The sequence below is a fragment of the Asticcacaulis aquaticus genome (assembly GCF_028550415.1).
In the GTDB taxonomy this organism is placed as follows: domain Bacteria; phylum Pseudomonadota; class Alphaproteobacteria; order Caulobacterales; family Caulobacteraceae; genus Asticcacaulis; species Asticcacaulis aquaticus.
Map to the genome: position 1 here is coordinate 61,464 of NZ_JAQQKX010000010.1, position 12,981 is coordinate 74,444.

Sequence of the window (12,981 nt, forward strand, 5' to 3'; positions counted from 1 at the left end):
TAGCTGTATAGATATAATACATATTATATTGACGATGTAGCGGCTTGGCCGTACCAAGACCCAAACACCCTCTTAAGGCGGTGAGGAAACATGATCCGGTGGTGGCTCGTGGCCCTGCTAAGTTTGATATCCGTGACGGTTCAGGCCGCGCCACGTGAAGAGACGCGTCTCCACGGGACGTGGCGGTCCGCGCTGTTCGTCACCGACGACAAGGGGCAAACGCCGGGCGCGGACGGTGCCTATCAGGCGACGGCTTTCGACGACGCGACATGGCAGGACGTCGAAGTCCCTCACAACTGGCAGGGTTACAGCTATAACCGACAGGTGGTGCGTGGGACGCTGCATGGGGTCGCCTGGTATCGCAAGACGATCGATCTGCCGAAGGTGGGTGCGGACGAGCGCCTGTTTCTGATGTTCGAAGGCGTCAATGCCTATGCCACGGTCTATCTGAACGGTCAGGTGGTCGGAAAGCACGGGGGTGGTCTGATCAGCTTTACGCTGGATATGACGCGCGCCGCGAAACCGGGTAAAAACCTGCTGGTCGTGCGGGCTGAAAATCCTGACGGTATCAAGGATTTGCCGTGGGTGCCCGGCGACGATCAGCCCGAAAACGGCTTTGCCGAAGGCTCGCAGCCCCTGGGCATTTTCCGACCCGTGCATGTGATCAGGACCAACAGTTTACGCGTTCGCCCGTTCGGGGCCTATGTCTGGGGCGGGCCGGGGCGGATCGACGCTCGCCGCGCGCAACTGACGGTACGCAGCGAGTTGCAGAACGCGTCGGATCGTCGGCGCGACTTTACCTTGACCAGCGACGTGATCGATGCCGGGGGCAAGGTGGTGGCGACGGTCACCACACCGCATATGCTCGGCGCCGGCGCCGAGGGCCACTTCGAGCAGGCCTTGCCGGAGATCAGAAATCCGCATCTGTGGTCGCCGGAAACGCCCTATCTCTACACCTTGCGCACGCGTTTGAGTGAAAACGGCAAGGTGGTCGATGAGACCGTAACGACGACCGGTCTGCGCACGGTTGAGATCACCGGGACAAAGGATAGCGCACGACAGTTGCTGATCAACGGCAAGCCGTTTTATGTCCACGGTGTCGCCGAGTACGAGCATCATCTGGGGGCGTCTCAGGCCTTTACCGACGCGCAGGTCGCTGCCCGTGTCAGCATGGTGAAGGCGGGCGGCTTCAACGCCTTTCGCGACGCGCACTATCCGCACAATCTGCGCTATCAGGACCATTTCGCCCGCGACGGCATTTTGTGGTGGACGCAGTTTTCGGCGCACGTCTGGTTCGACAACGACGCCTTTCGCGCCAATTTCAAGGCGCTGGCCGCTGACTGGGTACGCGAGCGGCGCAACAACCCGGCCCTGTTCCTGTGGGGGCTACAGAACGAGTCGAAACTGCCACCGGATTTTGCGCGTGAGGTGATGAATATCATCCGCGAGCACGATCCGATGGCTTCGGTCGAGCGCCTGATCGTGTCGTGCAATGGCGGCGAGGGGACCGACTGGAACGTGCCGCAGAACTGGTCCGGCACCTATGGCGGCAATCCGGATCGCTATGCCGAGGAACTGAAAAAGCAGGGTCTGGTCGGCGAATACGGCGCGTGGCGCTCGCTCGGCTGGCACGCCGAGGCTCCGTTCAAGGGGGGCGCGTTCAGCGAAAGCGCCGCGGCGGCGCTGCTGGAGAAAAAGGCGCGGCAGGCCCTGTCTGTCGAGGGTCAGGCGGTCGGCGATTTCCACTGGCTTTTGACCACGCATGAAAACCCGGGCCGTCTGATGCGCGCCGACGGAACACAGATCTTCGACGGCATCCGCCCGCTGGAGCAGGTCGGGCCGTCGAACAACAAGGGACTGCTGACCCTGTGGGGCGAGCCGACCGACGCCTTCTATATGTATCGGGCCAAGACAGTGAAAGAACCGATGGTCTATATCGTCTCGCCGACCTGGCCGGACCGCTGGATCGAGCCGGGCGTGAAGTCGGGTATCGAGGTCTATTCGAACTGCGATACGGTCGAGCTGTTCAACGATGCGAACAACACCCTGTCGCTGGGGTGGCGCGCGCGTCCGGCGGACGGTGCGCCCTTCCGCTGGGATGGGGTCGAGGTGCGCTATAACCGGCTGTCCGCCGTGTGTCGCAATGGCGGCAAGACGGCGGCGCGCGACCTGATCCGCCTGCATTATCTGCCCGACGCGCCGGGGGTGGTTCCGCTTGCCGCCAAAGCCGATACCCGCGCCTATCTTTACCGGGTCAATGCCGGGGGGCCGGATTATCGCGATGCGGCGGGAAATCTGTGGCTGGGCGACCGGCACTGGGTCGAGGGCGCCCCCAAAAATGAAAAAAGCTGGGGTTGGCAAAGCTGGGGCGACGATTATCCCGACCTTGATCCGGCGCTGGGCAGCCGTCGTATCGGCTATGACGAAATCGCGGGGACGGCGGACGGCGATCTGTACCGTACCTACCGTTTCGGGCGCGACCGGCTGCAATACCGGTTCAGTGTGCCCGATGGGACGTACGAGATCGAACTGCACTTTGCCGAGCCGTGGTATGGCCGCGCCGGGATCGACGCCAGGGGCTGGCGCGTCTTCGATGTCGCGGTCAATGGCCGGACGGTGGTGAAAAACCTCGACCTCTATGCCGAGGCCGGGTTCGGCAAGGCGATGACCAAGGTCGTGCGGGCCAAGGCTGAAAACGGCGAACTGCGCATCCACTTCCCGCGCGTCACGGCAGGGCAGGCGGTCATCGCGGCGATCGCTATCCGTGGCAAGGGGAGCGAGGCGCCGCCCGACGGCACCGACCTGATCGCGGGTCAGGGCCGTGCCTTCCTCGATAACGGCGAAACGATCTACGTGACCGGCGATCAGCGCTGGGCCGGACTACCGCCCGCCGTGCTCGACAGCGACTGGGTGCCTCCCGAAAGCGCGTCGGCAACCGGCAATACGACGGTGCAGGTACGCCTCGACAGCGCGCTCTATCTGGCGCTGCCGGACGGCACGGCGTCCCCTGACGGATGGGCACCGACGGACCTCAAGGCGCGTGGATTTGCCTTCGTTACCCGTCGCGTCAAGGCGGGTGAAACCGTGAGCGTGCCCGCCGCCTTGCCGCTGCTGGTTCGCCGGGCTCTGCCGTTGCCGTTTGCGCCGGGGGTGTTCACCTTTGCGCGCAACAAGAATCTTTACGAGGCCGAAACCGCGAAGCTGACCGGGGCCGTCGCGGCCACGAAGCTCAAGGGCTATGCCGGTCAGGCCTATGCCGCCATTGAAGCGAACGGCAGCGCGGAATGGAGCGTCACGACCGGTGCCGCCAGCCGTCAGGCCTACACCTTCCGCTATCAGGCCACCGCCCCGTTAACGGCCCGTGTGATCCTCACCGATATGAGCGGCATCGAGGTTGCCGACCTGCCGGTGACCTTCGCGGTCAGCGACGGCTGGGCCGAGGCGGTCATCGAAACCCCTTCGCTGATCAATGCCGGAACCTACCGGCTGAGCCTGCGCGTCGAGGGGGCTGTGGCCGTCGATTACGTCATCGTCAAATAAGGAGACACCGCATGAACTGGGTACGTGTAATGGCCGTTTGCACGGTTCTGATCGTGATGCCCCTGACGGTGCTGGCCCAGCGCGTCGAAACGCCCCTCGACGACGGCTGGCGCTTCGTGCGTCAGGACGTCCCGGCGGCCAAAGACACGGAGTTCGACGACACAGGGTGGCAGGCGGTGACCTTGCCGCACACCTTCAATGCCGGGGATGCCGGTTCGGGCGGCGATAAGGCGCGCGGTGAAACGGAGGGCAGCTATTACCGCGGGCCGGGCTGGTATCGCAGGATGCTCGACCTGACGCCGGAAGCGGGCCGCCGCTATGTGCTCAATTTCGACGGCGCGGCTCTGGTCACCGAACTGTGGGTCAATGGACAGTCCATCGGGCGTCACGACGGCGGCTATGCCGCCTTTCGCTTCGATATCACACCGGCCTTGAAACCGGGCAAGAACCTCATCGCCGTGCGCGTCGACAATAGGCGTTTTCCCCATATTGCGCCCCTGACCGGCGACTTCATCGTCTTCGGCGGCCTGTATCGCAAGGTGTCGCTGATCAGCGTGCCGGAGGCGCATATAAGTCTTGGCGACCACGGCGGGCCGGGGATCTATGTGACGACCAAGGCTATCGCGCCGAAGGCCATGATCGGTGTCAAAACCCTGCTGACCAACGACCGCGCGGCACCTGTCAAGGCCACCGTCTCGACGCGCATCCTCGATGCTACCGGCAAGGTCGTAGCGATGGGAACCACGCGTCATGATCTTATGGCCGGTCAGACCCTGCCGGTCGAAACCGCTCTGAGGATCGCCAGGGCGCGTCTATGGGCCGGACGCGCCGATCCGTACCTCTATCGCGTCGAGGTAAGCGTCACCGCCAACGGCAGGCGCGACACGGTGGCAGCGCCCTTGGGGATTCGCACGGTCGCCGTCGATAAGACCGGCACGTTCCGCCTCAATGGCAAGCCTTACCGCATCTACGGCACCAATATGCAGCAGCCGGGACGCTACGGCAAAGGCACTGCCGTTTCCGACGCCGAGATTGCCGAGGACATGCAGATCATGGACGAGATGGGCGTCACCGCCCTGCGTCTGGCTCACATGCAGCACCCGAAAAAGGTCTATGAAGAGGCGGACCGGCGCGGCATACTGATCACCACCGAGGTGCCGCTGGTCGATGAGATCGATAATTCGGACGCCTTCCGCGACACAACGGTCGCGCAGATGCGCGAACTGGTGGCGCAGAACTACAATCACCCGTCGGTCGCGACCTGGGGACTAGGCAACGAACTGCGCGTCTCAAGCCCGCAGTCGAACGCCGTGCTGGCCGGTCTTCAGGCGACCGCCAAGGGCATGGACCCCTACCGTCCGACCAATTACGCTCACTGTTGCCTTGATGACAACGACGCCATCGCCAACCATTCCGACACCATCTCCTATAACCGCTATTTCGGCTGGTACTGGGGTGAACACGCCGACATGGGCAAATGGGCCGATGACCTGCACGCCAAGTATCCCGACCGTATCCTTGGGGTGTCGGAATACGGAGCCGGGGCGAGTATCAAGCATCAGGAAGACCCGCCGAAACGCACCGTGCCGCAAAGCTACTGGCACCCGGAGCAGTATCAGGCGCTCTATCACGAGGCCAACTGGCGCGAACTGAACAAGCGGCCCTATCTGTGGTCGAACTTCATCTGGCTGGCCTTCGACTTTCCGTCCTTCCGCCGTAACGAGGGCGATCGCCCCGCGATCAACGACAAGGGCCTCGTCACCGAGGACCGCAAGGTGCGCAAGGACGCCTGGTACTGGTATCAGGCTAACTGGTCCGAAGCGCCGATGGTGCATATCACCAGCCGCCGTGACACGCCGAAACGCGCAAAGTTCGTCACAGTGAAGATCTATACCAATCAGCCCGAGGTGAGCCTGACTTTCAACGGCCAGCGGTTGTCGCCCAAAAAGCCCGATGATCACATCGCCACATGGGATATAGAACTGATCGAAGGCGATAATACCGTCACGGCGACGGCAGGCGCGGTGACGGATTCGGTGGTCTGGCAATGGACGGCGCGGACGGGCGGCCTATAAATCATACAAACATATTACATATTATATGTATTGCATGTAATTGAATGTTGTATTATGAATTTATCATCAAGGTGGCAAGTATCGATTCGGTCGTTTCCGGCGCCTCATCCCTCTCCGGAAGGGAGCGGATCACATACTTGCGACCCCTGTTTCCGGTGTGCGAAATCCTGATTTTGCCGCCGGGAGGTTCAGGGTTGTGGCCCCGTGTCGTGCATCTTCCGGCCACGGATTGATATGTGATCCTTTCCATCGGAGGGCGGCATCGCCCTCCGTTTTTTTATTCGGGCCGGACCCCGGCATTACGGATGACGGCCTGCGCTTCGGGCGGCCAGTTCTTGTCCGGCAGCAGATAATTGTCGTCGGCGACATTATCGATCTCTTTCAGCCAGCGGCCGCCGGTCTTGATCGAATTGTGCCAGTTGTGGCGCGCCGTATTGTTCGACGAAATCCGCTTCAGATATTCCTTGCCTGCGGTATTGATGTTCAGCCACATGCCCTGGGTGTCGACGACGTTATTCTCGATCAGGAAGTGCTTTGAGCCTTCATCGAGATAGAGGGCGACCTTGTTGTTGATGTCGGCGATATAGTTGTTGCGGATGACCGCGTTCGGATTGGCCGACAGGTTATAGATCGCACCGCCGTCCATGTACCACTGCTTAACGCCGTGAATGCGGTTGCCTTCGATGACGGTATTTTTCAGCGTCGTCGGGGTATCAAAGACCGGATTGTGCAGATAGCCCTTCTGCTTCTTGTCGTAGTTCGGATTGCCGCCGGCGTCATTGTAACCCCAGCCCCAACCGACCGCGATGGCGTCATAGGGCGCGTCGGAAATGTCGTTATGCCGGATCTGAGCGCCGTCGATATAGGTGGTCAGGACGGCGGCATTGTCCTTGTAGTCCTGCGACACCGTGGTGATCCAGTTGTCCTCGATGACGAGGTTCTGGCTGATCAGGCGCGGATCGTCCGGGTGGTGCGCCGGGGTCTGGATGCCACCGGCCATGATAGCACTGCCCGACAGGACGGCGAAGCGGTTACGCGTGACGCGGATGTTTTGTGTGGCCAGACCGACGCCTGACAGGTGCGCATTGGCGTCGTTGCCGATGCCGAGCCCGACCTGACCCAGTTGCGAGAAGGTGTTACGGGCAAAGGTGATGTTACGGGCGGCGGAGACCTGAATTGCGGCGGGAATCTGGTTCCATTTCAGGCGCATGCGCTCGAAGTCGGCGCAGCCCCAGCCGCACACCTTCCACGCCTCAGAGGGCCGAACCGGCGACACCTCTTTCAGAAACGCGCCGCTTTGCTGGTTGGCGTAGCCCGTCGGCTGCGACGGCCCCATCCATGAGGTGTAGGAAAAGCGCAGGCCTTCGAAGGTCAGGTTCTCGACCGGTTTGTCCACGGTTCCGGAAATGCTGATCAGTACTTCAAGCCGCGGCAGGGTGACGGTCAGTTTCGCTACATCGGCGTCGAGCGCGGCGCGCAAGTAAAGCTTGCCCTCTTCGGGGCTGACGAACCACTGATAGGGGCGCGAGTGCCACTGATTGACCTTGCCGAAGAACTCCGGCGCGTTGACGAGGAACAGGTGCGACTCGTTGGCGAAGAAGGGTTTGGTCAGGGTGTCGTAGCCCCAGGTGTTGTTGTCCCACGCCGGTTGTTGCATGGTGACCACCTGCCCGTCGATCGACTTTACCGGGGCGTACCGGTCGGTGAAGATGCCGGTCGCCTCGACCTCCAGCCGCGCCGGGTGTTTGAGGTCGGCGATATAGGCCAGCTTGGGATTTTTGATCGTGAAACCCGTAGCCGAGTATTCGAGATCTTCGGGCTTGATCTCGATGAAGGGCCGTTCGGCCAGCACGTCATCGACCCAGAGTTGACGCGCGTCGGTGCCCTTGGGCACATTGGCGACGTAGAGGCGCTTATCGGCATCGACCAGCGTGAAGCCGGTGACCGTGAACCCGCCGGAAATCAACGGCGTCGCCCCTTCGGCGGCACGCCATGTTACGCTGTGGCCGTTTTTCCCGCCGTCGGCGGCGGTGAAGACGAGCGGCGCGTTCAGGGCATAGGTGCCGTCGCCCAGCACGACCACGACATCGTCCTTCGCATTGGCCTTACGCACGGCGGTCTGGGTGCGAGGCAGGGTGCGGAAAGGTTTCTGAGCCGTACCGTCGCCCGTATCGCTGCCGGTGGGCGAGACGTGGATGACGGTCTCGGCCCAGACGGGTAGCGATATGGGCAACGACAGGAGGCTACACGACAGGAGCAGGGCAGACAGGCGCATTATTTTACCGAACGGATGGGCAGGACGCACAGCGACGAGCCGAAGACGAAGATGATCGCCGCTACGAACAGCACCGCGTAATTATTGCCGGACAGGTTGAGCAGAACTGCGGCCATGACCGGGCTGAGGATCTGCGGGATATTTATGGCGGTGGTCAGGATGCCGAGGTTCTTGCCTTCGTCACCGGCTTCGGTTTTCGGCAGGACCTGAGTCATGAGGGCCATGTCGATCGACATGAACGACCCGTAGCCGAGGCCGATCAGGGCGGCATAGATCTGCATGCCGGACATATCGGGCAGGATCAGCGGCACGACCATCGCCACGCCCATGATCAGGCTGGCGACGAAGACGAAGGGCTTGCGCCGTTGCAGGCGGTCGGACAAAAAACCCGACGCCACGGAAGAGACGACAAGGCAACCGAAGGTGATCAGGGCCAGCTCGGCGATGGCGGTATTGGCACGCGCGACCCCCAGCCCGATATAGTCCTGAAGGATATAGAGCAGGTAGGTGGCGATGGCCTGATAGCCCATATAGATGGTAAAGCGCCCGGCGAAGGCCCAGGCGAAATCGGGGTGCTGGCGCGGGTCGATCCAGAAGCTTTTCAAAAAGACGCCCAGACGAAAGGTTTCGGGCGCGGTGCGCGGGACCGGGGGCTCGCGGTTGATGACGACGAAGGTGATGCAGCAGGCGGCGATGGCCAGCGCAAACAGGCCATAGGCCATGACGCGCTCCCCGGCCAGATAGCCTGCCACGACGGTGCCCGCCGTCAATCCGGCCGTCATGCCCGCACCGACGAAGCCGGAGACGACGCCGCGCGTCTGTTCGGGAAAGCGGTCGGCGATGATCGTGGTCATGGCGGGCTGCATCGAATTATAGGCGACGGCGGCCATGACCCACAGGACCAGAACCGAGGCGAAACTGGTCATCAGCGAGACGCCGAACAGGGCCAGCGACCCGATCAGCGCACCGGCCAGTATCCACGGCGACCGTCGGCCCCAGCGCGTATGCGTCCGGTCGGACAAGGCCCCGGCGATGGGCGTCGTCAGGGTCGAAAACACCGAGGTCACGGCGAAGAGCAGCGCCAGATTCCCGGCCTTGTTCGCCGGATCGAACTCGGCGATCTGATTGGGCAGCAAAACCCCCAGTACGCCCGAATAGAGCGCCATCAGCACAAAGAAGCTGAGGGTCAGGGAATATTGCAGGCGGATTCGCCGACCGCCTGACACCGGAAGGGCAGGGGCAGGCCTATCGGGCAGCGCGCTAAGCGCCTCCGGCACAGTCTCGGTCATGTCGTTTCCTCCGGGTCGTTTTTATCTCTTATGCGCATGGTAGCGCTAAACCCGTCTCTGACGTTGTCAATTTAGCGTTTAGTCTTAACCTTTGGTGTCAGTGTCGGTCCTCAGTGTCGGTTCTCAGTGTTCCGGCACTAGCCTCAGGCCCGCGCGCGCCGGCCGGACATGCGGGCCGTTGGGGACCGTCCATTGTCCCGACAGGCGGTTGGCGGCGATGGCGGCTTCGTCCACCGCGATCCCCAGTCCGGGGGCATCGCCCAGAACGATCCCGCCGTCGATGATCTGCTGATCGACGCTCAGGCCCAGCGGCGCATGGAAATCCTGTAGCTCGATGCTCAGGCAGTTCGGCACGGTGGCGGCGGCATGGGCGACGGGATTGGTGTCGTAGGCGACCGGCGATACCGGCAGATTATGGGCATGGGCCGCGGTGGCGACACGCAGGAAATGGGTAATGCCCCACACGCTGCCGGTCTGGACAACATCGACGGCACCGCTGCCCAGCAGGGGCGTGAACTGTTCCAGCCCGCTCAGGTTTTCGCCGGTGGCAACTGCGGTTTTCACGGCGCGCGCCACCATGGCATGGCCTTCGACGTCCCAGCGGCGCAGGGGCTCCTCGATCCAGGTCAGGTCGATATGGCGCTCGATTTCATGCAGGTGACGGATGGCCTGCTTGCGGCTCCAGGCTTCGTTGACGTCAAGCATCAGGGCCGGTCGGACGCTGTTGCGGGCCATGACGTCGTGCACCATCAGCAGGCGCCGGATATCGCGGTCGAGGTCGCGCCCGCCCTTGACCTTGGCCGACGCAAAGCCCCGGTCGGCCCATTGCTCGTAAAGGGTGATGAGGGCGGCATCGTCGAGGCCGTAGCACAGACCCGACGCATAGCCCGGCACGAATCGGTCGCGCCCGCCCAGCAGCCGCCACAGGGGCTCGTTGGCCATTTTCGCCTTGAGGTCCCACAGGGCCATGTCGAGGGCGGCGATGGTCCCGAAGGTAGCCCCGGCATGACCGCTTTTGAACACCTGCGCCAGCATCCGGTCGTACAGGGCCGCCACGGCGCGCGGGTCTTCGTGTTCGATGCAGGGAAACAGGCGGGTGATTTCGGCGTGCGGCCCCAATCCGACGCCTTCCAGCCCGCTATCCGTTTCGAGAATCAGCAGCGGAACCTCGGTAATGCCCGACTCCACGACGCCGTTGACGTCGCCCACGGCGCGGTTCCAGAGGTGAACGGTGGACAGGCTGCGGTAGCCAGAAATCTTCATAAGAGTCGCCATCAATATAATATGTATGATAACATAACATTGCGATGCGCGACTGGCAACGGGCGGGCGCATGAAAAGACGCCTGCCGTTTTTTAATGGCGATAAAGGTTTGTATGACATAATCTAACGCGGTGGCATGTGCTATTAGCTGTGCTAAGTTATGTGCCATCCCGCGCGAATCGCCCTGACCGGCCCTGAGGAACAGATTTTTGACCGTTAACGATTTTTCTGCCCGTCAGACCCGCCGCCGTCCGCGCCTTGCGGTGGCGGTAGTCGAAGATCTGGTGACCGCCATTGTGACGGAGGTCTATCCCGCCGGGTCGGCCCTGCCGCCGGAAAACGTCCTCTGCGACATGTTCGAGGTCAGCCGCACCGTGGTGCGTGAAGCGACGACGGCCCTTACCGAAAAGGGGCTGGTCGTTTCGCAGCAGGGCCGGGGGACGATCGTGCAGGGCGAGACCTACTGGAACCGGCTCGATCCGATGGTGCTGGGCGCTCTGTTCCAACGCGAGGACGGCCTCAGCTATCTCGATAACCTGGTTGAAATACGGGTCGCACTCGAAGCCTCGATGGCCGCCAAGGTGGCGCGCAAGGCGACTGACGCCGAACTGGCCGAGCTTCGGGCGCAGATGGATAAGCTGGCCGGGATGGTCGCCGATCCCGCCGCCTATATCGTCGAGGACGTCGTGCTGCACCACATGATCATGCGCATTTCCGGTGACCGGCTGAGCGAGGCGATCATCGACGGGATTCAGGGCCGGGCGCTCAGCAACTTCGCCTATGCCGGCAAACTGAGCGTCGAACATATCCGCGACACGCACGACGCACACCAGAAGGTCTATGACGCCATTCTGGCGCGCGACCCTGATGGGGCGGCCCGCGCCATGCGTGACCATATCGAATCGTCGTGGCGCAAGCGCCGCCCCAAGGTCATCAGCTGATCCTTGTCACGCCTTCTACGCTGATGTCGCGGCAATCGCGCAGGACCACGGCCTCTTTCGGGTCACGCACCGACCGCAGACCCTCGACCACGCCGCCGGTCACCCGGTCGAAGACGATGGCCGGACGCGCATCAGGGGTCTCTGTGTCGAAGGTCGAGTCGCGCACCGTCACATTGCGGGCAAAGCGCGCGAACAGCCCATAGGCCGGCAGGGGGGCCATATGGTTGACCTCAAGGCTGGCGACGCGTTTTTCCGCCGGATTGAGCGCGGCCTCTTCGGTCGTGCCGCCGCCGCGGGCGGTGATGTGGAGGTGGCTGAAGCTGACATCCTCTATGATCCCGTCGGGGATGCCTTCGACGCCGCAGGCGAATTTCGACTGTACGCCTGTCACGGTGATGTCCGAGAAGCGGATGCGACGGATGGCGCCGATGCCGGTGCCTTCGGGGGCGCGCAAACGCGCCGCGTGCCGCACGAACAGCGGATGGTTGACGGGGTTGCGCAGGGTTATGTTTGAGATGGTGACGTCTTCCATCAGGCCGCCGTCAACCACCCCGATCAGGATGCCGCGCGAATGGTCGCACAGGCAGTCGGTGATCTGGATATTGCGGAAGCCGCCGTTCGACTCGGTGCCGATCTTGATACGCCCCAGCGCGCCGGGATTATTGTAGGGCTGGCCTTCCGGCAGTTTCGGCAGCGTGCCCTCGAACACCATGCCCATGCCGAAAGCCGAGGTCGTGCAGCCGGAGATCAGGATATTTTCGCAGAAAATCTTGCGGCCCTGCGAATAGCTGGATTTCAGCACGATGGCGTCGTCGCGCGGCGAATTGACCTTGCAATTGACGACCTTCACATTGCGGCACCCGTCGATATCGATGCCGTCGCGATTGGTGTCGATCAGCAGATTATCGATCGTGACATTGTCGCAGTTATTGGCAAAGACGCTGAAATGCCCGCCCTGCAGGACCATGAAATCGCGCAGGACGACATTGCGGCAATTCTTGAGGCTGACCGTACGGTGGGCCAAGCCGTCCATCGCGACCTCCGCCGGATTCTGCCGCCGCGCATCGCGTAACGACAGGCCGAGTTCGGTGGCTGATTTCCAGTCCTTGACGCCTTTCCAGCGGGCGTTCGGGCCTTCGCGGACCAGACCCTTGCCGTAGAACAGCCCTTGCCCGACGATGGCGATATCGACCGCGCCATCGGCATAGATCAGAGCCGGATGGGCATGGGTAATGCCATAGTCCTGAAACTGTTCGAGCAGTTCCTGTTCGGCCAGATCGTACTTGCGCCCGTGGACGGCGGTGTCGGCGGCTTCGATAACGCAACCCGGCGACAAAAGGAGGGTCACACGGTCCTTGAGACGCAGGGAAAAGCACAGATAGCGGCCCGCGGGGACAACGACCGTACCGCCACCTGCCTTATACGCGGCCAGAATGGCTTTGTTGATGGCGTCGCTGTCGATTGCCTTGCCGTCGCCGCGCGCCCCGAAGGTTTTGACATCGAAAAACGCCGACGTGGCGGCCCGAACCAGCGACGGCGCGACCGCCAGAGTGGTCACGAGGCTCAGGGCGAGCTGGCGGCGGTCGAGCGTCATGAGG

At 62.5% G+C, this 12,981-nt stretch carries 7 protein-coding genes; 3 read left to right on the forward strand and 4 right to left on the reverse strand.

The window, feature by feature from the left end:
- Positions 1–90: 90 nt before the first annotated feature.
- Complete coding sequence (locus PQU92_RS12730) at positions 91–3,540, forward strand: malectin domain-containing carbohydrate-binding protein (protein ID WP_272748600.1); 3,450 nt, start codon at positions 91–93, stop codon at positions 3,538–3,540.
- 11 nt (positions 3,541–3,551) lie between these two features.
- Complete coding sequence (locus PQU92_RS12735) at positions 3,552–5,615, forward strand: glycoside hydrolase family 2 protein (RefSeq protein ID WP_272748601.1); 2,064 nt, start codon at positions 3,552–3,554, stop codon at positions 5,613–5,615.
- A 277-nt stretch (positions 5,616–5,892) separates the two neighbouring features.
- On the opposite strand, the gene PQU92_RS12740 is transcribed toward PQU92_RS12735, so the two are convergent.
- The 3 genes from PQU92_RS12740 to PQU92_RS12750 form a co-directional block, all read right to left on the reverse strand.
- The gene (locus PQU92_RS12740; RefSeq protein WP_272748602.1) at positions 5,893–7,890 is read right to left on the reverse strand and encodes a right-handed parallel beta-helix repeat-containing protein; all 1,998 of its coding nucleotides are present in this window, start codon (positions 7,888–7,890) and stop codon (positions 5,893–5,895) included.
- On the reverse strand, positions 7,890–9,179 hold the full coding sequence (locus PQU92_RS12745) for an MFS transporter (protein WP_272748603.1): 1,290 nt from the start codon (positions 9,177–9,179) through the stop codon (positions 7,890–7,892). Before PQU92_RS12745 ends, PQU92_RS12740 begins: the two co-directional genes overlap by 1 nt.
- A 123-nt stretch (positions 9,180–9,302) precedes the next feature.
- Positions 9,303–10,442: a mandelate racemase/muconate lactonizing enzyme family protein gene (locus PQU92_RS12750; protein WP_272748604.1), complete on the reverse strand. Its 1,140-nt coding sequence runs from the start codon at positions 10,440–10,442 to the stop codon at positions 9,303–9,305.
- A gap of 209 nt (positions 10,443–10,651) precedes the next feature.
- Between PQU92_RS12750 and PQU92_RS12755 the strand changes: the two genes are divergently transcribed.
- Positions 10,652–11,383 carry a FadR/GntR family transcriptional regulator gene (locus PQU92_RS12755; protein WP_272748605.1) on the forward strand — a complete coding sequence of 244 codons (732 nt, stop codon included), beginning with the start codon at positions 10,652–10,654 and terminating at the stop codon, positions 11,381–11,383.
- Here PQU92_RS12755 and PQU92_RS12760 read toward each other — a convergent pair.
- Positions 11,376–12,977 (reverse strand): rhamnogalacturonidase, encoded by a 1,602-nt coding sequence (locus tag PQU92_RS12760; protein WP_272748606.1) that lies wholly within the window; start codon positions 12,975–12,977, stop codon positions 11,376–11,378. The genes PQU92_RS12755 and PQU92_RS12760 overlap by 8 nt on opposite strands.
- Between the last annotated feature and the right edge of the window lie 4 nt (positions 12,978–12,981).